The organism is Variovorax sp. dw_308, assembly GCF_019207085.1.
Taxonomy (GTDB): Bacteria; Pseudomonadota; Gammaproteobacteria; order Burkholderiales; family Burkholderiaceae_C; genus Variovorax.
In genome coordinates this window covers 127,381-150,797 of record NZ_JAATOM010000012.1, presented here as the reverse complement: position 1 = coordinate 150,797, position 23,417 = coordinate 127,381, and the positions used below count along the sequence as shown (strand labels likewise).

Below are 23,417 nucleotides of genomic sequence, written 5' to 3'. Positions count from 1 at the left end.
CTTCAAGGGATGATCATTCCGGCGCATTGGGCGGAAGGGCGCGTACAGGATCATGTCAACGGCCAGCAGGTGACAGTGCGGCGCTTCGGCTGGTCCGACGAAAGCGCGGAGGCGGCGCAGCGCCATGCCGACGCGCGCACGCTGGCCGCGTTCGACCGCATCGCCTCGGGTGAGCAACTGGCGCGGCGGGAGCGCAAGGTGGCCTACAACGGCGCGGATGGCATGCCGATCCGCGAGGAGATCGTGCAGCGCGCGGGCGATGCGGTGATCACGCGCAACAGCTATGGCGCGCTGTGCCTCAATACGCCAGACGTGCTGTTCCTCGACATCGACTTCGAGTCGCACAAGATGGACAGCGGCGCGATGGAGTTCGCGCTCGGCCCGGCGCTGATCGCGGGCCTGCTGGCCGGCTGGTCTGCGGAATCGTGGATTGCCGGGGCGATCGCGGCGGTGGCGGTGTTTGCCGTGGCGCTGCGCATCGGCAAGGATCGCAAGCGTGGCGATGCGAGCGCCGTCAACCCGGGGCCGGAGAAGCGGGCCAAGGCGCGCATTGCACGCTTCATGCAGCAACATGCGGACTGGCACTTGCGCATCTACCGCACGCCCGCGGGCTTCCGGTTGCTGGCGATGCACGATGTCTTCGATCCGGCGAGTGCGGCCGTGACGGAGTGCTTCAGGCAATTGGGCGTCGACAAGGTCTATGCACGCATGTGCCAGAACCAGGGTTGCTTTCGTGCGCGCCTGACGGCGAAACCCTGGCGCATCGGCATCGCCGATCACCTGCGCCCACGGCCCGGCGTCTGGCCCGTGGCGCCGGAACGCCTGCCCATGCGCGAGGCCTGGGTCCGGCGCTATGACGCATCGGCGCGTGGCCACGCGGCCTGCCGCTTCCTGGAGGCGGTCGGTAGCGCGAAGGTGCACCCAGCCGCGCAGCGCGTGCAGGACGTCCACGATCAACTGAGCCAGGCCACGAGCGGCCTGCCCATTGCATGAGTCAAGTCTTGCTTGCCGGGTTTCATCAGGCGCGGGCGGCGCGCCATCGATAATCGCGCGATGTCTTCCCCCAAAGTAATTTTCGGCTTCCATGCCGTGGGCGTGCGCATCAAGACGGCGCCGGCATCGGTGCTGGAGGTGCTGTTCGATGCCAGCCGTCGCGATGCGCGCATGAAAACCTTCGTCACGCGAGCGCAGGAGGCCGGCGTCCGGCTGGTCGAGGCGGATGCGCTGCGCATTGCCAAGCTGGCCGGCAGCCACGGGCACCAGGGCGTCGCCGCACGGGTTTCGCCGATGCAGCAAAGCCATTCGATCGACGAGCTGCTGGAAGGCCTCGAAGCCGCCGGCACCGTGCCGCTGATGCTGGTGCTCGACGGCGTGACCGACCCGCACAACCTGGGCGCTTGCCTGCGCGTGGCCGATGGCGCCGGGGCCCATGCGGTGATCGCGCCGAAGGACCATGCGGCCGGCATCAACGCCACCGTGGCCAAGGTGGCGAGCGGCGCGGCCGACACGGTGCCCTACTTCATGGTGACCAACCTGGCGCGCACGTTGAACGAGCTGAAGGAGCGCAACATCTGGTGCGTGGGTACCAGCGACGACGCGTCGGGTACGCTCTACCAGTGCGACTTGAAGCGTCCGCTGGCGCTGGTGCTGGGCGCCGAAGGCGAAGGCATGCGGCAACTGACGCGCAAGACCTGCGACGAATTGATCAGCATCCCGATGGCGGGTGCGGTAGAAAGCTTGAATGTGTCCGTGGCCAGCGGCGTGTGCCTCTATGAGGCCATGCGGCAGCGCCAACCCATCCGTATCTAAAGAGGAGCAAAGCCATGGAGAACAGGCACGAAGATCTCGATGTTTCCGCGAAGCTGGTCTTCGACGTCAACCTTGCGCTCTATCTGGACCTCGTGGCGCTGCTCGAACGATCCGGCGTGGTCAGCTACCGCCAGATGGCGGCGCGGGTGCTCAACATCAGCATGGACGCCCGCGACGACGGCGACAGCAACCTGGCGAATGCGCTCGAAGGCATTGCCAAGGGCTTCGCGAATCAGGAAGAGGGCTTGTCGATCGGCCTGCTGAAGGCCGCGCATGGCGTGCGCAACGACGAGGCGCTGGGCGATATTCCGCTGGCGCCGGACAACGGCTGAGCCTTCGCAGCCTGATCAGGCGCCAAAGAGCTTTTGTACGCGCCCGCGCAGCCAGATGTTGGCCGCGTCCTGGTGGAATCGCCGGTGCCAGAACTGGTGCACCTCGACCACTGGCGCCTTGAAGGGCGGGTCGACGATGCGGATGTCGGCATGCCGAACGCAGATGTTCGCAAGGTCGCGCGGCACCGTCGCGACGAGGTCGGAAGTCTCGATGATCGGCAGCAGGCTCATGAAGTGCGACAGCCCCACCAGCACGCGTCGCTTCAGGCCGCGCCGCTGCAGGAACTGGTCGAGCAGGTGCTCGCGGCCGTCGGGGCTCACCACGGCGTGGGAAGCGGCCAGGTAGGTCTTGAGCGTGAGCCGCTCGCCGATGGTGGGATGCCTTCCGCGCACGATGCACACGTAGTCGTTGCGAAACAGCTTCTGCAGGAAGAAGCCGGCCTTCTGCAGGTCGGGCAGGTAGCCGATGGCGAGTTCCGCCGCGCCGGTTTCCAGGGCCTCCGCCGCGGCCTGGCGCGGCATCGACAGCGTCCGCAGGTCGCAATGCGGCGCCTCCTGCGCAAAGCAGGCGAGGATCTTCGGCAGGAAATGCACCTCGGCGATGTCCGGCGTGACCAGGGTGAACACCTTGCTGTCGCGCAGCGGATCGAAGGCCGGCGCCGGGAGGATCTCGGCCTTGACCGTGTCTATCACGCGGCGCACCGCGCCGTCGAGTTCGGCCGCGCGCGGGGTGGGCTGCATGCCCGCGCCGGTCTTCACGAACAGGGCGTCGTTGAACAACAGCCGCAGGCGCGCGACGGCCGCACTCATGGCGGGCTGGCTCAGGCCGATCGACTCCGCGGCGCGCGTCACGCTGCGGTGTTCCGACATGGCGTGGAAGGCCACGAGCAGGTTGAGATCGACTTGCCGGATATCCATGCCGTGGATTCTATGTATATGACCAATCCACTTCATCAATGCAAGGCAGCTGCCTAGACTCCACCTCCACAAGCCTGCCGACCTGATCGCGCCGGGCGCCAGGAGACAACATGGATCGAAGGACTTCGCGGGGTGCAGCGCATGGTTGACGACGCAACGCAGCGGCTGCGCTGCGCCTGTGGCATCGACGTGCATGCGCACATGGTGCCGGCGGAATTCCCGGCCTACCTCGGCCGCAGGATGCCCGCGCAATGGCCATCGACCGCCGCCGCGCCCGATGCCGGCGGCCTGTGCCACAGGCACGTGATGATCGCCGGCAAGAACTACCGGACCGTTTCGGAAAAGAGCTGGAGCGTGACGCGCCGCCTGGCCGACCTGCCCGCCATGGGCCTGGCGCACCAGGCCATCTCGCCGATGCCCGAGTTGCTGTCGTACTGGATGGAGCCAGCCGATGCGCAGGAGTTGCTGCGCTACCTCAACGAGCAGATCGCATCGATGGTGGCGGAGGGCAGGGGCGCCTTGATCGGCATGGGCGCGGTGCCGCTGCAGGACGTCGACGCCGCGATCGTGGAGCTTCGCTACGTCATCGAGACGCTGGGCTTCGCGGGCGTGGAGATCGGCAGCAACGTGAACGGCGTGCCCATTGGCGACCCTTGCTTCGATCCATTCTTCGAAGCCTGCGAGGCGCTCGGTGCGGCGGTGTTCGTCCATGCGCTCAAGCCGACCGGCATGGACCGCCTGGTGGGCCCGGCGCCACTGCAGCAGGTGCTGGCCTATCCGACCGATGTCGGGTTGGCGGCCGCGTCGGTGATCACCGGCAACCTGATGCTGCGCCGGCCAGGGCTGCGCATCGCCTTCAGCCACGGCGGCGGCACGCTGGCGATGCTGCTGCCGCGCTTGCAGCAAGGCTGGGGCGTATTCCCGGCACTGAAGGAGCAGGTGCGGACCTCGCCGGTCGAACAGGCCCGGCAATTGTTCTTCGACACCCTGGTGTTCGATGCGCCGACGCTGGCACATCTGGCCACCGTGTTCGGCCCCACGCAGTTGATGGTCGGCACCGACTACCCGTTCAACTTCCACGAGCGCGCGCCGCTCGCGCGAATCGAGGCGGCCGGACTTGGCGCCGACGCGGCGGCGCTGCTGACCGATGGCAATGCGCGACGCTTCCTGGCGCGCGCGTTTGCTGCACAGACCGAATCATCGAAGGAGAGGCCATGAGCTCACCCTGGATCAACAGCCTGCGCAGCGTGGCACTCAACGTGCCCGACCTTGCGCGCGCCGAGGCGTTCTACACCGATGTGTGGCACCTGGACGTGGCCGAGCGCCGCGACGATGCGCTCTACCTGCGCGGCACCGGCGCCGACCATCACCTGCTGTCCCTGCATCGCGATGGCGGACCCTGCGCGATCCGCCATGTGACCTTGCGCGCCCGCAGCGCCGACGCGTTGCAGGCCGTGGCCGAAGCAGCGATGAGCGCCGGCGGCCATGTTCTGCAGCCGATCGCACCCCTCGCGGCGCCCGGTGGCGGCACGGGCCTGACGATCCGCGATCCGCACGGCCGGTTGCTGCAGGTCGTGCACGGCGACGCGCAGCACGCCGACGCACACGAGGCGAAGGACCGGCCGTCACGCCTCGCCCACGTCGTGCTCAACACCCATGACGTCCCTGCCACGCAAGCCTTCTTCGAGCAGGCGCTGGGCTTCCGCCTGGCCGACCGCACGCGCATCATGGCCTTCCTCAACTGCAACAGCGACCACCACAGCGTGGCGCTGGGCGACACCGACAATGACGCGCTGAACCACATCGCCTTTGTCATGCCCGACCTCGAGTCGGTGATGCGCGGGGGCGGTCGCTTGAAGGATGCGGGCCACGCCATCGAATGGGGCCCCGGCCGCCACGGTCCGGGCGACAACGCCTTCAACTACTTCATCGGTCCGTTCGGCGAGGTCATCGAGTACACCGCCGAGGTCGAACAGATCGATGACAGCTACGTGGCCGGCGGCCCCGCCGACTGGACCTGGCCGCCAGGCCGTGTCGACCAGTGGGGCATCTCGCAGCCGCCCTCGGCGCACCTCAAGGAAGCGCAGCGACAGGTTTTCTTCATCCCGACTCCGGAGCATCCATGAGATTCACCACCTTCCTGAAAGACGATCGCGCGCGCCTGGGCGTGATCGATGGCGACCAGGTCATCGACCTGAACGCGGCGCAGCCGCAGGTGCCGGACAGCCTTCGCGCGGCGCTCGCCGCGGGCGTCGACCTGGCCGCCGCCGCCAAGGCCGCCATCGCTTCCGATGCACCGCGGCAGCCGCTCGCGTCACTGAAGCTTGCGCCGCTGGTTCCGGAGCCCGGCAAGATCATCTGCCTCGGCCTCAACTATTTCGACCACGCGAAGGAGGGCGGTCGCGAGAAGCCCGAGTACCCGTGGTTCTTCTTCCGCGGCGCCACCTCGCTGGTCGCGCATGGCGCGCCCGGTATCCTGCCGAAGGTCTCGGGCAAATTCGACTACGAGGCGGAGATGGCGCTCGTGATCGGGAAGCGCGTTCCGCGCCATGTGTCGCAGGACGACGCGCCGGGGTACGTCTTCGGCTACACCTGCTTCAACGACATGTCTGTGCGCGACTATCAGAAGCGCACGCCGCAATGGACCATCGGCAAGAACTTCGACGGCACCGGTGGCTTTGGACCGGCGCTGGTCACGGCCGACGAATTGCCGCCTGCGGCCACGGGACTCAGGATCCAGGGCCGTCTCAACGGCGAGGTCATGCAGGACGCCAACACCACCGACATGATCTGGGGCGTGGCCGAGACCATCTCGCTGCTGAGCGACGTGCTCACGCTGGAGCCCGGCGACGTGATCGTCATGGGCACGCCGGCCGGCGTCGGCCAGGCGCGCATGCCACCGGTGTGGATGAAGGCGGGCGACACCTACGAAGTCGAGATCGAGCGCATCGGCACGCTGGTGAACACGATCGTCGCCGAGGCCTGAGCGGATGGCGTCCGCAATGCAACGCGACGCCGTCTTCGACGTCGCGGTGGTCGGCTTCGGCCCGTCCGGCGCGGTGGCCGCGGGCCTGCTCGCGGGATTGGGCCTGCGCGTGTGGGTGTGCGACCGGTCGCGCGAGGTGTACGACAAGCCGCGCGCCATCGCCGTCGACCACGAGATCCTGCGCGTGTTCCAGCAACTGGGCGTGATGGACGCGGTCGCGCCGCACCTGGAGCCTTTCACGCCCTCCGAGTACTTTGGCGTGGACGGGCAGCTCATCAAGCGGCTCACGATGGTGGCGCCGCCGTATCCGCTGGGCTACACGCCGTCGAACGTGTTCACGCAGCCGCTGGTTGAGGCCGCGCTGCGTGCGCATGTGCAGTCGCTGGCCAACGCCCACATCGCGCTCGGCACCGAGGTGGCGGCGCTTTCGCAGGACGCCGATGCCGTCACCCTGCAGTGGCGGCGCGACGACGGCCATGCGGGCCAGGTGCAGGCCCGCTACGTCGTCGCCTGCGACGGCGCATCGAGCTTCGTGCGCGAGCGGGTGGGCATCGCGCTGGAGGACCTGAGCTTCGACGAGCCCTGGCTGGTGGTCGACGTGCTTGCCAACGAGCGCGGTCTGGCGAAGCTGCCGAAGACCAGCGTGCAGTACTGCGAGCCCGACCGGCCCTGCACGATGGTGATCGGGCCCGGAAACCATCGGCGCTGGGAGATCTCGCTCAAGCCGGAGGAAGACCCGCGCAAGGTCGTTGAGCCTGCCGAGACCTGGAAGCTTCTCTCACGCTGGCTGTCGCCGGACGAAGGCAGCTTGTGGCGGCAGGCCAGCTACCGGTTCCATGCGCTGGTGGCAGACACATGGCGCCGTGGCCGCGTGTTCGTCGCCGGCGATGCGGCGCACCAGCAGCCGCCCTTTCTCGGGCAGGGCATGTGCCAGGGCGTGCGCGACGTCGCCAACCTCGCATGGAAGCTGGCGGCGGTGTGCAGTGGCGAAGTTCGCGGCGCCGCCGCGGAATCGCTGCTCGACAGCTATGGCATCGAGCGAAAGCGGCACGTCGAGCAACTGACGACGCGCATCAAGGGCATCGGCGCGGTGATCTGCGAGCGCAACGAAGCGAGGGCGCGCGAACGTGACGCGCGCATGCTGGCCGAATGTAGCGGTGTGGTGCGCGACATGCCGCGGCAGGACGTGATTCCAGGCCTCGAAGGGGGGATGCTTTCCCCGGTCGCGCATGCGGCCACCGGCACCATCTTTCCGCAACCGTGGATCACGCAAGGCGACAGCCAGGTGCGCCTCGACGCGCTGGCGGGCCATGGCTGGTGGCTGGTGCTGGACGAAGGTTTCGAGGTCGTCGAGTTCGAAAACGCCGCGCCGCGCATGACGACGCTGCGCCTGGGCGATACGCTGCGCGAGACCGAAGGCATTGCTGCGGGCTGGTTCCGTCGCCATGGCTGCCGCGCCGCCATCGTCCGCCCCGACCGCTATGTGTACGGCGTGGCCTCGACCGCGTCCGAACTCGGCGCGCAGCGCGACGCCCTCGCAGCCCGTTTTGCAGATCAATCACCAATTCATACAACGGAGACGACGTGATGATGAACAGAAGAAGCTTCCACCTGGCGCTTGCGGCGGCGGCTTGCGGGCCATGGGGCCTGGCGAGCGCGCAGGACCCGTGGCCTTCCAAACCGATCAAGCTGGTGCTGTCGCAGCCTGCGGGCTCGGGGCCGGACGCGATCGCACGCATGCTGAGCGACGGCGTGGCGCAGTCGATCGGCCAGCCCTTCGTCATCGACAACAAGCCGGGCGGACAGAACGTGATCGGCGCGCAGGCGGTCAAGCAGTCCGCACCGGACGGCTATACCTTCTACTTCGCGACGACGGCGGCGCTGGTCACCAACAGCTACCTGTTCAAGACGCTTCCCTATGACCCGCTGAAGGATTTCGCACCGGTGGCGTTCGTGGCCAACAGCCCGTTTGCGCTACTGGTGGGCGCGGAGTCGCCGATCAAGACCGTGCAGGACCTGGTCGCGCGCAGCAAGGCCGATCCGGGCAAGCTTTCGTTGGCCAACGAGGGCCCGCGCACCTTCGGCGGGATGATCGCGCGGCTGTTCAACGCGCGTGCCAAGGCCGGCGCCAACCTGGTGGCCTACAGCTCGATCGGCACGGGCGTGCAGGACCTGATCGGCGGGCAGGTGGATGCCTTGGTGGCAGACGTGGCATCGACCGGACAGCTCGTGAAGCAGGGCCGTATGCGCATGCTCGCCGTGACCTCGCCCAAGCGCATCGCCGGCTGGGACAACGTGCCCGCGTTGGCCGAGACCTTGCCCGGCTTCGACATGGTCGGATGGCTGGCCGTGGTCGCGCCCGCGGGCACGCCCGCACCCATCGTCGCGCGCATGAACACCGGCATCAACGGCATGCTGGAGAAGCCGGCCCTCAGCGAGAAGATGCTGGCGGTCGGGCCGATCGCGGCGCCGCCGCAGACGCCCCAGCAGTTCGATGCCTTCCTGCGCGAGGAACACCAGCGCCTCGGCCAGATCGCCGTCGAGATCGGCTTGTTGCCGGAATGAAGGCCACCGTGTTCCAGCGGTCGCGGCGGCACCTGCTGGCGCTGCTGGGTGCCCAGCCACTGCTGGCATTGGCGCAGCCCGCCGCATGGCCGACGCGGCCGGTCAGGCTGATCGTTCCAAACGCGCCTGCCAGCTCGGTCGACACCATCGGCCGCATCGTGGCCAACCAATTGGCGCAGCCCTTGCACCAGCCTGTCGTGGTGGACAACCGCGCGGGCGCTGCGGGCGCGCTGGGCGTGGAGGTCGGACGCATGGCCGCGCCCGACGGCTACTCCCTGATCGTTGCTTCCAGCAGCTCGATGAGCGTCGCGCCGCTGCTGCAGAAGGCCGTCACCTACGACCCGTTGAACGACTTCGACTTCGTCTCGCTGGTGGCCGTGTTGCCGAACGTCCTGGTGTGCCATCCGGCACTCGCGGTGCGCAACACTGCGGAACTGATCGCTTGGGCAAAGTCGCGCGATGGCAAGACCAACATGGCCTCGGCCGGCGTGGGATCGGTGAGCCACCTGGCTGGCATCGCGCTGCAGTCGGCGGCGGGATTCGAGTCGCTGCACGTGCCGTACAAAGGCGGTAGCCAGGGCGTGGCCTCGGTGGTGTCCGGGGAAACCGACTGGGTGCTGACGCCCGCGCCTGCGGCACTCGGCCTGGTGCAGTCGGGGCGGCTGCGACTGCTGGGCCACAGCATGGGCGTCGAGGCGCATCCGCTGGGGCCTGTGCCGTCGATCGGGGAGACGGTGCGCGGCTTCGAGTTCTCCAGCTGGATCGGGCTCATGGCGCCGAAGGGCCTGCCGCCCTCGGTGGCCGACACCCTGCGGCAGGCGCTGACCGTGGCGCTGCAGCAGCCGGCCTTGCGCGAGTCCTTCGAGGCCAATGGCGCGGTGCCGGCGACCGATACGGGACAGGAGTTCCGCGTCCGGGTCGAGCGGGACATCGCGCTGAACCGCAAGGCCATCAAGGTGGCCGGCGTGCAACCCGAATAGCGCTTCAGCCCGGCGCCAGGCCGGCAGCCTTGACGCCAGCGATGCAGATCGCCTCGTCTTCATCGCCGGTGCCGCCGCTCGCACCGACGGCGCCGAGCACTGCACCATTCGCATCCTTGATCAGCACTGCGCCGGTCTGCGGCAGGAAGCGGCCGTTCGAGGTGGCGGCGAGCGACACGAAGAAGTTCGGGTTGCCCTTGGCGCGCTCGCCGAGCGTGCGGCTGGAAACGCCCATGCCGACGGCGCCCCAGGCCTTGGCCTGCGCCACGTCGAAGCGGAACATGCTGGCACCGTCCTCGCGCGCATAGGCCTTGAGGTTGCCGGACTCGTCGAGCACGGCGACGCCCATGGGCGCGTAGCCTGCTTCCCTGGAGGCGGCAAGGGCGCCGCTGATGATCTGTTGGGCCTGGTCGAGGGTGAGTGTGGTCATGGCTTGTGAGGGGGAGTGGGAGCTGTGATTGTCGGCCGTGCAAGCATCGAAGCCGAAGCGGTTCGCGGCCCCGAAGGCCGGTCCGGCGGGACGCGGCACGAAGCCCTGTGGTCTCGCGCTTTTCCGCCCGTTGTCATACCTCTGAACTAGGTCGATTGATACGAGAAAAGTTCTGGTTGCTCGGTAGCATCCTTCATTCACCGAAACCGGTGAATTGGATTGGCAGGGGGATGGAGAGCAGGCTTGCGGCGCACTCGCGTGTGACCGGCGGAAGCCCTCGGTCATCGCGCGCGACCCGTCCGGGTGCGCGTGGCGGGCGCCGGAAGAGCGCAATCGCACATCACCCTTGTTCATCCTGCATGCCGGTGCATGTGCCGGTCGAGGCCCGCTTCGACTGCCGTCGTGCATCGGGTTTGTTGACCTGAGACAAGGATCGCTCGACATGGCAACTGCCTATTTCTCTTCGCCCATCGTCATTGCAAAGCCGGCATCGCCCGGCAATGACAGCTATTACGATGTCCTGTTCAATGCCGCCTCGCCGCTCGGGCCCTCGGGCACCGTGCTGGACGGCTGGTGCATCCAGCCGTTGGTCAGGTTGGACTACAACAGCGGCTACGTGTACTCGGGCTTCGGTTATCCGGGCTTCGAAGTGGCCGCCGACAACGGCTTCGAGCAGGAGGGCGCCATCAACTGGCTGCTCAACTACTACCGCAGCGGAACGTCGGGCTATTCGGCCCAGTCGGTGCAAGAGACCATCTGGCAACTGGTCGCGCAGGACTTCTCGATCCCCAACGGGCTGGCCGACCTGGCGCTGAGGCACAACGACTTCGTGGCCGATGCGGGCCAGATCATCGCCGTGGTCATCGACCCGGTGACGGGGGCGCAGATCCACGACCAGAACCTCATCGTCGAGACCAAGGCGGCCAAGCTTGGCGACCGCGTCTGGCATGACGCCGACGCGGACGGCGTCCAGGACGCGGGCGAGGCCGGCATCGCCGGCGCCACCGTGCAACTCGTGCGGGACGTCAACGGCGACGGCCAGTTCGTCGGTGCCAACGAGGTGCTCGGCACCACCACCACGGATGCCAACGGCAACTACAGCTTCAAGGGCCTGACGCCGGGCCTGAGCTACCAGGTGCGTTTCGTCAGCCCCAGCGGCTACGACGCAGCCAGCCCGCGCCAGGTGGACGGCAACGCCGCCTCCGGCACCGACAGCGATGGCGCGCTGTCCAGCATCATCAAGCTCGCCCCCGGCGAATACAACGCCACGGTCGACTCCGGCTTCTACAAGTACGTCCGTATCGGCGACAAGGTGTGGATCGACACCAACGGCAATGGCGTGCAGGACACGGGCGAAGCGTGCAAGGCGGGCGTGAAAGTCGAGCTGTACACCTCGGTGAACGGCGCACCCGGCACCGTCGTCGCGACGCAGACCACGGACGCCAACGGCAACTACAGCTTCACCGGCCTGAAGCCGGGCGACTACGTCGTGAAATTCACCTCCGCCGACGGCACGCTGCTGAGCACGGCCAATGTCGGCAACGACGCGTTCGACTCCGACGCGGGCGCCAACGGCTTCACCGGCACGTACACCCTCAGCTCGGGCCAGGTCAACACGACGGCGGACGCGGGCTTCAAGGCGCTGACCGCGACTTTGGGCGATCGCGTCTGGAACGACGCCAATCGCAACGGCCTCCAGGACGCCGGTGAAACCGGCATTGCCAACGTCGGTCTGAAGCTCTACACCGTCGGTGCGGACGGGTTCGCTGGTACGGCGGACGACGTGTACACCGGCAAGAGCACGACCACCGATGGGAATGGCAACTACAGGTTCAATGACCTGGCGCCCGGCACCTACAGCGTGCGCCTCGACGGCAGCGGCCTCAACGCGGCAACGCAGGACTTCACGCGCCGCAATGTGGGCGGCAATGATGCGGTGGATTCGGATGTCAACATCTTCAATGCCAACCGCATCACCGGCTACACCGACGCCGTGACGCTCAAGGCAGGCGACTACAACACCAGCGTCGACATCGGGGTGGCGAGCCGCACGGGCAGCATCGGTGACACGGTCTGGTTCGACAAGAACGGCGACGGCCTGCAGAACGATGGCAATACCGGCATGGCGGGGATTCTCGTCACGTTGAGAAGCGCGGGCGCGGACGGCACTTTTGGTACTGGCGACGACGTGGCCCTCGGAAACCAACTCACCGACAGCAACGGGAAGTACCTGTTCACGAACGTGGAGGCGGGCAACTACCGAGTCGTCTTCAACGGGCTTGGCGAGGGCCAGCAGTTCACGACTGCCAACTATGGCGCCAACGGCTACGACACGCAGGACAGCGACGTGGTCGGCCTGAATGGCTCGACGCAGACCTTCACGCTCGCGGCCGGCCAGGACCGTACCGACATCGATGCCGGCATCCGCAATGCCGCCCCGGTGGTGGCAGGCAAGGCTTCCCTGGGCGACCGCGTGTGGATCGATGCCAACAACAACGGCGTGCAGGATGCCGGTGAAGCCGGCAAGGCCGGTGTCGTCGTCAAGCTGCTCGACGCCACCCGGTACAACGCAGCCGCGCTCAACACCGTAAATGGCGATGACATGACCCAGAACGCCGTCATCGCCACGACGACGACGGATGCCAACGGCAACTACCAGTTCACCGGCCTGGCGGCGGGACAGTATCAGGTTCGCTTCATGGCCGTGGACGGGTACGAGTGGTCGGGCAAGGACAAGGGCGCCGACACGGTCGATTCCGACGTCAACATCAACACCGGCGTGACCGACGTCATCACCCTGGCGGCCGGCCAGAGCAACATGACTGTCGATGCTGGCCTGCATGCATCCGTCAAGGGCGCCGTGGGGGACAAGGTGTTCTGGGACTTCGACCACGACGGCCTGCAGCAAGCCAACAACCCCGGCTGGGGCAATGTGCGCGTGTCGCTGCAAAACGCCAGCGGCCAGACCATCGCCTCGATGGTGACGGACACCGATGGGCTGTACCGTTTCAACAACGTGGAGGCTGGCAACTACCGCGTCATGTTCGAAAAGGACGGCTGGAACTTCGCGGCACAGGATGTCGGCACCAACGACGCGATCGACGCGGATGCCTACAGCACCACGAACACGGCATACACGGCCTATTTCGCGCTCGCCGCCGGCCAGACCGACCTGACCTGGGACGCCGGCATCACGCCGATCGTGCTGGACCTGGACGGCAATGGCATTCACACGGTGAGCCGCTTCGATGCGCAAGGCAGCTTCGACCTGTTGGGCAACGGCACGGCTGTGAAGTCGGGCTGGATCTCCTCGGGCGATGCGTTCCTGGCGGTGGACAACAACCACAACGGCACCATCGACAGTGTGTCGGAACTGTTCGGCGGCACTGCCAAGGGCGCTGGCTTTGCGAAGCTGGCGAGCTTCGACAGCAACGGCGACGGCGTGGTCGACGCGAAGGATGCGCGTTTCAACGAGCTGACGGTCTGGCGCGACGCCAACGGCAATCACGTCACCGACGCGGGCGAGCTGATGACGCTGGCGCAAGCCGGTGTCGACAGCCTCAAGGTGGCCCACACGGACGTGCCGGAGATCGACGCGCAGGGCAACCTGCACCTGGAGCGCAGCAGCGCGACGCTGGCCGGTGGCCAGCAGGTCGACATGACCGACGTGTACTTCGCGGTCTCGGGCGAGGACGCGAAGGCGGAAGGACTGTCGGGCGTGAGCATGGCCGACCTGCTGGGCGACGGCTCGCTGGATGGCGTGCTGGGCAGCGTGGGCTCGACCCAGGCGTCCGCAGCCAACGATGCAGCCACTGCGCCGGACTACGGCGATGCCGCCGAAGTGCTGCGCAAGCTGACGGCTGCGATGCAAGCGGGCAACGAAGTGCACGTCGCATCGGCCTGAGCAGGCCAGGACACGGGCCGGGCGCCGAGCCCAGGCCTGTCGTCATGAACGAGAAGCCGCGCAGCCCACGAGCCGCGCGGCTTTTTTCATGGGGCCGAATGTGGCCTCAGGGCATGCGGCAACTGAAGCTCGCGGCGTCCTCGATGCTGCCGGCACCGTTGTACCGCGGCTGCATCGGCCACGCGCACAGCGGGCGGGTGCGGCCGGGCGTCGTCACGTCGGGGTTCTGGGGTCGCGCGCGGGCCACGATGCGGCTGGGCGCCTCGCCTTTTTCCACCCAGTTCACCAGCGCGGTGAGCCCGTCGTACTGGTCGGTGGCCGGGCCGCCCGAGCAGTGCGCCATGTTGGGCACGGGGAAGAAGCGCGCAATGTCATCGGTGCGCGTGCCGTAGCGCTGGCGCAGGCCGTCGACGTAGCGGATGGTGTCGTTGATCGAGAAGACCGGGTCGCTCTGGCCGTGGAAGAACAGCAGCTTGCCGCCATGCTTCACGTAGGCATCGACGTCGGTCGAATCGGCGGCCACGGAGCGCATCGACGATTCGCGGAAAGTGGCGTTGGTGGCGTAGACCTTGGGCGCGTCGCGGTCGAAGTCGAAAGCCATCGCATACGACCAGAAGTCGTTCGTCACCGTCGGCGGCGTGGTGAAGAACATCGCCAGGCCGCCGGTCATCAGGATGATGTTGCGCGCGTTCGACGTCGCGGTGGCCGAGTCGCCGAAGCGCCAGCGCGTCCATTCCGGGGAATGCAGGCCGGCGTCGAAGACCCAGTCGGAATAGAGCAGCTTGCCGCTGGAGTCCCTCACGCCCGCGAACGACTTCGTGATGGCGTCGACCTGCGTGCCGGTGAGGCACTGGTCGGTCTTGGCGCCGGTGCACTTCAATGTTTCGGGCTTGAACCTGCACGCGGGGAAGTTGGCGACGATGCCGTCCTTCAGGCCATCGAGCGCGTCGCACTGGTTGAGCACCTCGTTGGTGAGCAGCTTCATGTCGGCGGTCGAGAAGGCCTTCGACAGCACCGGCCGACCGTCGACGAGCGGCGCGTTCTGGGCCGCCGCCTTCGCGAAGAGCTGCGTGTCGTACACCGCCTGCACCGAGGCCAGCGGCACGCGGTAGGCGGGCGCGGAAGCGATGACCCCGTCGAACATGTCGGGGTAGCGCTGCGTCATCATCATCGCCTGCCGACCGCCGTTGGAACAGCCGACGAAGTACGAGCGTTGCGGTGCGCGGCCGTAGTGCGTGCCGATGAGCGCCTTGGCCACGCGGCCGGTCTCGGCCATGGAGTTGTAGCCGTTGTCGATGCGCGCCTGCGGGTCGAGCCCGAACTGGTACGGACCGTTGGGGCCGGGCTCGTCGCGGTGGCCGGTGTCGGTGAAGACCACGGCATAGCCTTGCGACAGCGCGTTGCTCGTGTTGCCGCCCCCGGTCAGCACGCCGACCGCGTCGCGCAAGGTGCCGTCGGTGCCGCCGCCGCCCTGGAAGAAGAAGCGGCCGTTCCATTGCACAGGCAAGCGCAGGTCGAAGCCGATCGCGTAGCGCTTGCCGTCGATGCCGGTGCGCTCGTTGATGTTGCCTTGCACATGGCAATGCGCCGGCACCGGGGCTTGCGAGCCGGGTGTGCCGGGTTGAACGCCGGTGAGTTGGATGCTGCCGGCGGCCACCGATTCGGTGAGCGTGATGCGCGTGCCGGGAAGGGCGGTGGCGGCGAGTTGCGCGCAGGCCGTTGGCGCGGTGGCCGAAGCCGGTCGGGTGTCCGACGGGCTGCTGCAGGCCGCGAGCAGGGCCGCAGCGGCCAAAACGGACAAGGGGGCGTGGAAAGGCGATCTGTGCATGTCAGTGCTCCATGAAGCTGGGTTCAATCGGCCTTGAACCCGGTGGCCGCGACGGCCTTGCCCCAGATCACCGTATCGGCCGCGATGATGCGGCCGAACTCGGCGCTGGTGGTGCCGGTCACCCGAAAGCCGGCGTCCTCGATCCTCTGCCTGCCTTCGGGCGAGCTGACAGCTTTCTGGATGTCGGCGCTGAGCTTGGCGACGATCTCCGGCGGTGTCTTCGCTGGCGCGACGATGCCGAACCAGGAGTTGAACGCCAGCGTCGGGTAGCCCTGTTCCTTGATGGTCGGGACGTCGGGCAGGGCAGGACTGCGCGTGGCGCCGGTGGTGCCCAGCGCGGCCAGCTTGCCCGACTTCACGTTGGGCGCGGCCAGCGCGACGCTCGCGAACACGCCCTGCACGTCGCCACTGAACAGGCCGCCCAGCGCATCGGTGGGGGTCTTGTAGTGCACCGGCTCGGGCTTCTGCTTCAACGCTTCGCCGAACATGTAGGCGCCGAAGTGGCCCGGCGTCCCTGCCCCGAAGGTGGCCAGGAACAGCCCCTTCTGTTGCTGCGTCCAGGCCGCGAATTCCTTGACGTTCTTCGCCGGCACCTTCTGTGGATTGACCAGCAGCACGAAGTCCGAGGTCACGACCTGGCTCACCGGCACGAAGTCCTTCTGCGGGTCGTAGGGCAGCTTGTTGTAGCTGCTGGGCGCGATGCTGAGCTGGCCGGTCTCGCCGAGCATCAGCGTGTAGCCGTCGGGCTGGGCGCGTGCGGCTTCGCTGGCCGCGATGAGGCCGCCCGCGCCGGGCTTGTTGTCGACGATGACACCCTGGCCGCCCCAGGCTTCGGAGAGCTTCTGCGCGAGCAGGCGCGCGACGATGTCGGGGCCGGTGCCGGCCGCGAAGCCGACGATGATGCGCACTGGATGGGTGGGATAGGCCGTTGACTGCGCGAACGCGTGCGGCGCGAGCATGGCAGTGGCGAGGGCGATTGCGGCCGCGAGGCTGCGGCGGCGGATGAGGCGGGGCATGGGTTCTGGTCTCCGGAAATATCGGCAGGGCTCAATTCAATGCAAAGAAGCGCATCACCACCTGCGCCGGGTGCCGCACGCCGACACCGACGAACAGGCGCTCGTTGATCCAGCGCAGTGCGGGCGCCGCGGTCTCGAAGTGCGGCGTGCAGCGGAAGTAGATGCTTGCCGGGTCGACCGGCTCGCCGCGCAGCAGGGCGGCCATCACCGCGGCCGGGGCGGCGCGCACGGCATGGTTCTGAACGTAGATCAGATCGCCGGCCTCGGTCTCGAGGCCGTAGCGCGCGTCCAGGATGGACAGCGTGTCGCTGACGATCAACTGGAAGTCGCTGCCGCCGGGCAGCACCCGCGCACGCCAGCCGGCGCCGGTGGCGCTGCCGCCGAGGATCGGCACCACGCGCCGGAGGCCACCCGGCCCCTGTCCGAGCACCTGGGGCGTTCCGACGTCGACATGCAGGTCGGCGAAGTGGTCGAGGGTGGGAGGGGCGAGCGGGTCGATGGGCATGCCCCGAGCGTAAGTCGGGCGACAATGCCCGCCTGTCATCCGCGAAGATGACGGGACAACCCTCATGCGCTCCTGGAAGCCCGACCCCGCCTCCACCGCCGGCAATGCGCTGGCGGATACGGTGTTCGCGCTGGGCGAAGGACGCTTCGGCGAAACACTGCTCGGTGACCTGCGCGATACCTTGCCCGTGAACTCGGTGTCGGTGTACCGGACCGGCACCCTGCCAGCCATCTTCCTCAGTGCCAGCCTCGGCGTGCCCGACACCACGCGTGACTGCTGGAGGGCCTACCTTTCAGGTCCTGTTGCGGTCGACCGGACCCTGCGGCCCGCGAGCGACGGCGCGTCGGCGCCGGAAGCGGGCCTGCGCCTGTGCCACATCACCGCGCCTGAAGTGCCCGCCGAGCATCGCGCCAAGGTCTATGACGCACACGGCGTGGCGGAGCGCGTTTCGGTGGTGCAGGAAGAAAGCGACCGAGGGATCTTCGCGGTCAACTTCTATCGCCACCAGCACCAGCGCCCGCTGAGCGACGGGCAACTGGCCGAATTCGGCCGCCTGGGCGGACTGCTGATGGCCCTGGCCCGCAAGCACATCGCGCTCGCACAAGGGCAGCCGCAACTGCAGCCGCTTGCGCGCATGAGCGACCGCCTGCGGCTGCTGCAGCCGGACCTGACGGCCCGGGAAATCGATGTGTGCGTGCGCCTGCTGCAGGGCATGACGCAGGAAGGCATCGCGGCGGACCTCGGCCTCGGTGTGCCCACCGTCAAGACCTACCGCAACCGCGCCTTCGGCCGGCTTGGCATCCATTTCCGCAACGAGTTGTTCGCGTTGATGCTCGAGCGCGGTGCGTCCTGATCCGCGTCAGGATGGGTCTTTGCTGCGCGTGCGCCCGACGGCGCTGAAGATGCCGATGCCGAGGATGATCAGTGCGCCGATCCCGATGTAGAGCGTGGGCACGCCGGCGACCGACGCGCCCCAGACGATGCCGCCGAGGAAAATCAGAAAGCCGATCATGTAGAGGGCAAAGGACATGGTTCTTCTCCGTGAGCTGTAGTGCTCCGAAGTATTCATGCCCGGGCCGCTCGCAGGCACCCGGCCTTTGCCGCCAGTCGCTGTGGGAGCGAGCCTACCGGGTCGTCGCCCCGGCCTCGCTGCTGGCCGCGTCCAGCGCCGCGATGGCTTCGGGCGCGAGCTTCAACTGCGCGGCCTTCACCAGTTCGTCCAGCTGCTGGATCGAGGTGGCGCTCGCGATCGGCGCGGTGATGCCCGGCCGCGCGATCTGCCATGCGATGGCGACCTGGCACGGCGTGGCGCCGAGCGGCCCTGCGACCGCGTCCAGTGCGTCGAGGATGCGAAGGCCGCGCGCGTTGAGGTACTTCTTCGTCGTGCTGCCGCCGCGCTTGCTCTTGGCCGCGTCGGCTTCGCTGCGGTACTTGCCGGTGAGGAAGCCAGCGGCCAGCGCATAGAAGTTGATGACGCCCACGCCGCGCTCGATGCACAGCGGCTCCAGTGCCTCCTCGAACACCGCACGGTCGTAGAGGTTGTAGAGCGGCTGCAGGCTCTCGTAGCGCGGCAGGCTGTTGCGCTCGGCCACGTCCAGTGCCTCGGCCAGCCGCGGCGCGGTGTAGTTGGAGGCGCCGATCGCGCGCACCTTGCCGGCCTTGACGAGTTCGCCGAAGGCGCCGAGCGAATCGGCCAGGGGCGTATTGGCATCGTCGTCATGCGATTGGTAGAGGTCGATGTGGTCGGTCTGAAGGCGGCGCAGCGACGCGTCTACCGCCTCGCGGATGTAGGCCGGGGCGAGGCCGACCTTGCCTTCGCCCATCGGCTTGCCGACCTTGGTGGCGAGCACCACGCGGTTGCGCTTGCCGGTCTGCCTGAGCCACTTGCCGATGATGGTCTCGGACTCGCCGCCGGTGTGGCCAGGCACCCAGCTCGAGTACACGTCGGCTGTGTCGATGAAGTTGAAGCCGGCGTCGAGCCAGGCATCGAGCAGGCGGAACGAAAGCGCCTCGTCGATGGTCCAGCCGAACACGTTGCCGCCGAAGGCGAGCGGGGAGACCTTCAGGTCGGAGCGGCCGAGGGAACGCAGTTGCATGTCAAGGGTCCTTGGAAGTGATCTTCAAACGAAGCCGAAGGCGCCGAGCAGCGCACCGGCGCCCAGCAGCCAGAGCAGGTGGATGCGCGTGCGCCAGACGATGAGCGCGGCTACGCCGCTCACCAGCCACAGGTGCCACGCGGGCGTGTCGCCGGCGCGGTTGCTGTTGGCGAGCACCCATCCGGTCGCGATCAGCAGGCCGACGACGACCGGCGCCATGCCCTGCTTGAAGGCCCGCACGCCGCGCTTCTCGCGATTGCGGTGCCCCCAGCGCGTGGCCAGGTAGGTGAGGGTGGTGCTGGGCAGCATGATGCCGATCATCGTGGTCGCGAGGCCCAGCAAGCCGAGCGGCCACGCATGCCAGCCGGCGGCCAGCCCTCCGCCGGCGTTGATGCCGACGTTCCAGCCCATCAGTGCGACAAACAGCACGTTGGGCCCGGGTGCGGCCTGCGCGATGGCCACGGACGAGGTGAACTGCGCGTCGGTCAGCCAGTGGTGCTGGGCCACGAGGTAGCGGTGCATGTCGGGCACCGTGGTGATGGCGCCGCTGATCGACAGCAGCGACAGCATCATGTACTGGGCGAAGAGGCCCAGCCAGTCGTGCCATTCCATGACGATGGTCATGTGGCCCCCACGCGTGGGAATGGCGTGTCCTCGCGGCCCGGCGCTGCGCTCATGCCGGAATCCTCCGCCAGGTCCAGACGCATGCGGTGCCGCCGAATGCCACCAGCACCCACAGCAAGGGCCAGCGCAGCGCCGCGATGGCGATGGCGACCAGGGTGACGAAAGCGAGGCACACGCCGAAGCCCAGCGGGTTGCGTCGCAGCTGCGGCACGAGCTTGATGCCGGTGGCCGCAATCAGGCCACCCGCCACCGCGCCCATGCCGCGCAATGCGCCCGCCACTTGCGGATGACCGGCGTACTGCGCATAGAGGATGGCCAGCGCGAGGATCACCACCAGCGGCACCGCCAGCATGCCGGCGAGCGCGGCGATGGCGCCACGCAGCCCGAAGTAGCGGTCGCCGATCATCAGCGCCAGGTTGATCACGTTGGGGCCCGGCAGCACCTGGGCCACGGCCCAGTCCTCGAGGAACTGGTCGGGGCTGAGCCAGCGCTTCTTCTCGACCATCTCGCGTTGCACCACGGCCAGCACGCCGCCGAAGCCTTGCAGCGCCAGCCAGGTGAAGGAAACAAACAGGTCGCGAGGGGATTCGGGTCGGGCGAGTTCGGCCGAGGGGGCCGCGCCGGCAGGGGCTGAAGGCATGCGCCCGATTATGGTTCGGACCTGCGCGGCGCGTGCGGACAGGGAAGTCGCGGCAGTGGCCGACACGGGCTTTCCGCGACGCAGGTCTATGCTGTTGCGCTTCAATCACGAAGGAGTCGACACCATGAACCGATACGGTATTTATCTGCGCGCTTCCCTGCTGGCCGGCCTGGCCACCGTGGCCCTGGCGGGCTGCGGAATGATGGGAGGGTCCAAGACCGCATCCTTCAGCGGGACCATGAACGCAGCGAGCGAGGTGCCCCCCAACATGACGCGCGGCAGCGGCACGGCGGAAGCCTGGCTCAACAAGGACACCAACGTGCTCAAGTACAAGATCACCTATGACGGCCTGAGCGGTCCGGCCACGGCCGCGCATTTCCACGGCCCGGCGGTTGCTGGTTCCAATGCCGGCGTGGTGCTGCCCTTTGCCAACCCGTCAAGTCCCATCGAGGGCCAGGCCACGCTCACGCCCGCGCAGGCGGCCGACCTCATGGCCGGCCGCTGGTATGCCAATGTGCACACGGCCGCCAACCCCGGCGGCGAGATCCGCGGGCAGATGCTGCCGAAGATGTGAGTCCGGGCGAGCCCTGTCAGGCTCGCCTAAGCGCTACGGGTGTCCAATGACGGCATGAGCACACCCGCAGCCAAGAAGTCCCGATCCAGCCAACCCCAATCCGTCCCGGCCACAAAGACCGCCAAGGCACTCAAGGCTATCCAGGCCGCCGCCCCGGCCCCCGCATTCAAGCTCCCCGACATGAGCGTCGCCCGCAAGGTGATGGTGTTGCAGGGCGGCGGCGCACTGGGCTCCTACCAGGCCGGCGTGTACGAGGCGCTGAGCCGGCACGGTCATGAGCCGCAATGGATCGCCGGCGTTTCCATCGGCGCGATCAACGCTGCATTGATCGCCGGCAACGCGCCGGAGAAGCGTTCGGAGCGCCTGCGCGAATTCTGGGCGCTGGTGTCTTCCGGGCCGTCGCAGCGCCTGCCCGGTTGGGCGGGCGACCGCGCCTTGCTCAACCAGTGGAGCGCCAATGCCGCTTCGATCTTCGGCATCCCCGGCTTCTTCCGGCCGCGCATCACGCCCGCGCTGCTGTTGGGTGGCGCAGCCCCGCTCCTGAGCTACTACGACACCACGCCGCTGAAGGAGACGCTGGAGCGCCTGGTCGACTTCGACCGCATCAACGATAAAGCCAGGGAGGTGCGCCTGAGCGTTGGCGCGGTCAACGTACTCAGTGGCAACTCCGTCTACTTCGACAACACCACGCAGAAGATCGGGCCCGAGCACATCATGGCCAGCGGCGCGCTGCCGCCCGGCTTTGCGCCGGTGGAAGTGGATGGGCAGCCCTACTGGGACGGTGGGATCGTTTCCAACACGCCGCTGCAATACGTGCTCGACAACCAGCCGAGCAGCGAGCCGCTGGTGGTGCTGCAGGTCGACCTGTTCAATGCCCAGGGGCCGATGCCGACCAACATCTCCGAGGTGCTGGAGCGGCAGAAGGACATCACCTATTCGAGCCGCACCCGCATGAACACAGATGCGCTGGCGGCCAACGTCAACCTGCAGCAGGCGATTGCCGACCTGATCGGCAAGCTGCCGCCTGCGCTGCGCGACGACGCCAGCGTGCAGGCGGTGCAGGCGCAACTCACGCACCAGCCGATCGACATCTTCCACCTGATCTACCGTGACAAGCCCTACGAGCGCGACTCGAAGGATTACGAGTTCTCGCGCATCACGGTCGAGGAGCACTGGAAGGCCGGCGCGCGCGACATGATCTGCACGCTGCGGCACCCCGAGGCGCTGCGCGGCGACGTGCAGACCAACGGCGTCACGACCTTCGACCTCGGCGAGCCGGGGCAGGTTCGCGTGAAGCGCCCGATGTAGGCGGTTGTAGGCGAAGGCCGCGATCCTCGCGCAGATCAGGTTCCGCTAAGCGGGGCGGCCGAGAGTGGGCTCCTGTTCAACGAAAGAACCACCCATGAAGATCGATGACGTGCGCAAGGCATTCGCCATGCCGGCCACCAGCCCGGCGTTCCCGCCCGGGCCCTACAGGTTCATGCAACGCGAGTTCGTGGTCATTACCTACCGCACCGACATGGACGCCCTGCGCGCCGTGGTGCCCGAGCCGCTGGAGGTGGCCGAGCCGCTGGTGAAGTACGAGTTCATCCGCATGCCCGACTCCACCGGCTTCGGCGACTACACCGAGTCCGGCCAGGTCATTCCGGTGCAGCTGCGCACCGGCAAGGGGCTGGAGCAGGGCAACTACACCCATGCGATGTACCTGAACGACCATCCCCCGATCGCCGGCGGACGCGAGCTCTGGGGTTTTCCGAAGAAGCTGGCGACGCCGACGCTCGACTACGAGATCGACACCATCGTCGGCACGCTCGACTACGGGAAAGTGCGCGTGGCCTCGGCCACGATGGGTTTCAAGCACCGCGCGGCGGAGCCCGGTCCGCTTCTTGCGGCGCTCGCGCAACCCAACTTCCTGCTCAAGATCATTCCGCATGTGGACGGTACGCCGCGCATCTGCGAACTGGTGCGCTATCACATGGTCGACATCGACCTCAAGGGCGCCTGGACCGGGCCCGCCGCGCTCGAACTGCACCCGCATGCGCTCGCACCCGTGGCGTCGCTGCCGGTGCTGGAGGTGATCTCGGCCCTGCACTACATCGCCGACATGACGCTGGCGCTCGGCACTGTTGAACTCGATTATTTGAAGTAGCTCATCGGGCAGGAATTCGGACAGCCGAACGCAGAAGGAAGTCAAAAGTTACGCAGAAGTC

At 67.6% G+C, this 23,417-nt stretch carries 23 protein-coding genes; 14 read left to right on the top strand and 9 right to left on the bottom strand.

Going from position 1 to position 23,417, the window contains the following annotated elements; translation table 11 throughout:
- Positions 1-9: 9 nt before the first annotated feature.
- Genes HCU76_RS22465 through HCU76_RS22455 form a run of 3 tightly spaced genes read left to right on the top strand, consistent with a single transcriptional unit; the run spans position 10 to position 2,141 of the window.
- Positions 10-993, top strand: a complete 984-nt coding sequence (locus HCU76_RS22465) for a hypothetical protein (protein WP_213953999.1) — start codon at positions 10-12, stop codon at positions 991-993.
- Positions 994-1,053: 60 nt separating this feature from the next.
- The gene (rlmB, locus tag HCU76_RS22460; protein ID WP_213954000.1) at positions 1,054-1,809 is read left to right on the top strand and encodes a 23S rRNA (guanosine(2251)-2'-O)-methyltransferase RlmB; all 756 of its coding nucleotides are present in this window, start codon (positions 1,054-1,056) and stop codon (positions 1,807-1,809) included.
- A 14-nt stretch (positions 1,810-1,823) separates the two neighbouring features.
- Positions 1,824-2,141: a hypothetical protein gene (locus tag HCU76_RS22455; protein WP_213954001.1), complete on the top strand. Its 318-nt coding sequence runs from the start codon at positions 1,824-1,826 to the stop codon at positions 2,139-2,141.
- Between the two features lie 15 nt (positions 2,142-2,156).
- On the opposite strand, the gene HCU76_RS22450 is transcribed toward HCU76_RS22455, so the two are convergent.
- A complete protein-coding gene (locus tag HCU76_RS22450; protein ID WP_213954002.1) occupies positions 2,157-3,059 on the bottom strand; it encodes a LysR family transcriptional regulator in 903 nt (300 codons plus the stop codon).
- Positions 3,060-3,200: 141 nt separating this feature from the next.
- Here HCU76_RS22450 and HCU76_RS22445 point away from each other — a divergent pair, with 141 nt between their 5' ends.
- From HCU76_RS22445 to HCU76_RS22420, 6 genes are read left to right on the top strand one after another with little or no spacing between them, the layout of a single operon-like run.
- The gene (locus HCU76_RS22445; RefSeq protein ID WP_218510712.1) at positions 3,201-4,277 is read left to right on the top strand and encodes an amidohydrolase family protein; all 1,077 of its coding nucleotides are present in this window, start codon (positions 3,201-3,203) and stop codon (positions 4,275-4,277) included.
- Complete coding sequence (locus tag HCU76_RS22440; protein WP_218510711.1) at positions 4,274-5,185, top strand: VOC family protein; 912 nt, start codon at positions 4,274-4,276, stop codon at positions 5,183-5,185. The genes HCU76_RS22445 and HCU76_RS22440 overlap by 4 nt, the downstream gene beginning before the upstream one ends.
- Positions 5,182-6,045 (top strand): fumarylacetoacetate hydrolase family protein, encoded by an 864-nt coding sequence (locus HCU76_RS22435; RefSeq protein WP_218510710.1) that lies wholly within the window; start codon positions 5,182-5,184, stop codon positions 6,043-6,045. Before HCU76_RS22440 ends, HCU76_RS22435 begins: the two co-directional genes overlap by 4 nt.
- Positions 6,046-6,061: 16 nt before the next feature.
- The gene (locus HCU76_RS22430) at positions 6,062-7,633 is read left to right on the top strand and encodes a bifunctional 3-(3-hydroxy-phenyl)propionate/3-hydroxycinnamic acid hydroxylase (RefSeq protein WP_218510709.1); all 1,572 of its coding nucleotides are present in this window, start codon (positions 6,062-6,064) and stop codon (positions 7,631-7,633) included.
- Complete coding sequence (locus HCU76_RS22425; protein WP_218510708.1) at positions 7,633-8,610, top strand: tripartite tricarboxylate transporter substrate binding protein; 978 nt, start codon at positions 7,633-7,635, stop codon at positions 8,608-8,610. Before HCU76_RS22430 ends, HCU76_RS22425 begins: the two co-directional genes overlap by 1 nt.
- Positions 8,607-9,590: a tripartite tricarboxylate transporter substrate binding protein gene (locus HCU76_RS22420; RefSeq protein ID WP_218510707.1), complete on the top strand. Its 984-nt coding sequence runs from the start codon at positions 8,607-8,609 to the stop codon at positions 9,588-9,590. The genes HCU76_RS22425 and HCU76_RS22420 overlap by 4 nt, the downstream gene beginning before the upstream one ends.
- 4 nt (positions 9,591-9,594) lie before the next feature.
- Here HCU76_RS22420 and HCU76_RS22415 read toward each other — a convergent pair whose 3' ends face one another.
- Positions 9,595-10,020 (bottom strand): heme-binding protein, encoded by a 426-nt coding sequence (locus HCU76_RS22415; protein WP_213954009.1) that lies wholly within the window; start codon positions 10,018-10,020, stop codon positions 9,595-9,597.
- A gap of 442 nt (positions 10,021-10,462) precedes the next feature.
- On the opposite strand from HCU76_RS22415, the gene HCU76_RS22410 reads away from it, so the two are divergent.
- Entirely contained in the window at positions 10,463-13,924 is a 3,462-nt protein-coding gene (locus HCU76_RS22410; protein ID WP_218510706.1) for an SdrD B-like domain-containing protein, read from the top strand.
- Between the two features lie 106 nt (positions 13,925-14,030).
- On the opposite strand, the gene HCU76_RS22405 is transcribed toward HCU76_RS22410, so the two are convergent.
- The 3 genes from HCU76_RS22405 to HCU76_RS22395 are packed head-to-tail and all read right to left on the bottom strand — an operon-like array spanning position 14,031 to position 17,273.
- A complete protein-coding gene (locus HCU76_RS22405; RefSeq protein WP_218510705.1) occupies positions 14,031-15,752 on the bottom strand; it encodes a tannase/feruloyl esterase family alpha/beta hydrolase in 1,722 nt (573 codons plus the stop codon).
- A gap of 23 nt (positions 15,753-15,775) precedes the next feature.
- A complete protein-coding gene (locus HCU76_RS22400) occupies positions 15,776-16,768 on the bottom strand; it encodes a tripartite tricarboxylate transporter substrate binding protein (RefSeq protein WP_218510704.1) in 993 nt (330 codons plus the stop codon).
- A 31-nt stretch (positions 16,769-16,799) separates the two neighbouring features.
- Positions 16,800-17,273, bottom strand: a complete 474-nt coding sequence (locus HCU76_RS22395) for a DUF3237 domain-containing protein (RefSeq protein WP_218510703.1) — start codon at positions 17,271-17,273, stop codon at positions 16,800-16,802.
- 64 nt (positions 17,274-17,337) lie between these two features.
- Here HCU76_RS22395 and HCU76_RS22390 point away from each other — a divergent pair, with 64 nt between their 5' ends.
- Positions 17,338-18,126, top strand: a complete 789-nt coding sequence (locus HCU76_RS22390) for a helix-turn-helix transcriptional regulator (RefSeq protein WP_218510702.1) — start codon at positions 17,338-17,340, stop codon at positions 18,124-18,126.
- A 6-nt stretch (positions 18,127-18,132) separates the two neighbouring features.
- Here HCU76_RS22390 and HCU76_RS22385 read toward each other — a convergent pair whose 3' ends face one another.
- The 4 genes from HCU76_RS22385 to HCU76_RS22370 form a co-directional block, all read right to left on the bottom strand.
- The gene (locus HCU76_RS22385) at positions 18,133-18,303 is read right to left on the bottom strand and encodes a hypothetical protein (RefSeq protein WP_218510701.1); all 171 of its coding nucleotides are present in this window, start codon (positions 18,301-18,303) and stop codon (positions 18,133-18,135) included.
- 94 nt (positions 18,304-18,397) lie between these two features.
- Positions 18,398-19,369, bottom strand: coding sequence for an aldo/keto reductase (locus HCU76_RS22380; protein ID WP_218510700.1), 972 nt, complete (start codon positions 19,367-19,369; stop codon positions 18,398-18,400).
- Between the two features lie 24 nt (positions 19,370-19,393).
- Positions 19,394-19,993 carry a chromate transporter gene (locus HCU76_RS22375; protein ID WP_218510699.1) on the bottom strand — a complete coding sequence of 200 codons (600 nt, stop codon included), beginning with the start codon at positions 19,991-19,993 and terminating at the stop codon, positions 19,394-19,396.
- 49 nt (positions 19,994-20,042) lie between these two features.
- Entirely contained in the window at positions 20,043-20,633 is a 591-nt protein-coding gene (locus HCU76_RS22370) for a chromate transporter (RefSeq protein WP_213954018.1), read from the bottom strand.
- 124 nt (positions 20,634-20,757) lie between these two features.
- On the opposite strand from HCU76_RS22370, the gene HCU76_RS22365 reads away from it, so the two are divergent.
- The 3 genes from HCU76_RS22365 to HCU76_RS22355 all read left to right on the top strand — a co-directional run bounded on the left by HCU76_RS22365 (position 20,758) and on the right by HCU76_RS22355 (position 23,356).
- Entirely contained in the window at positions 20,758-21,207 is a 450-nt protein-coding gene (locus HCU76_RS22365) for a CHRD domain-containing protein (protein WP_218510698.1), read from the top strand.
- A 180-nt stretch (positions 21,208-21,387) separates the two neighbouring features.
- The gene (locus HCU76_RS22360) at positions 21,388-22,515 is read left to right on the top strand and encodes a patatin-like phospholipase family protein (protein WP_213954020.1); all 1,128 of its coding nucleotides are present in this window, start codon (positions 21,388-21,390) and stop codon (positions 22,513-22,515) included.
- 94 nt (positions 22,516-22,609) lie between these two features.
- Positions 22,610-23,356, top strand: a complete 747-nt coding sequence (locus tag HCU76_RS22355) for an acetoacetate decarboxylase (RefSeq protein ID WP_218510697.1) — start codon at positions 22,610-22,612, stop codon at positions 23,354-23,356.
- Positions 23,357-23,417 lie beyond the last annotated feature (61 nt).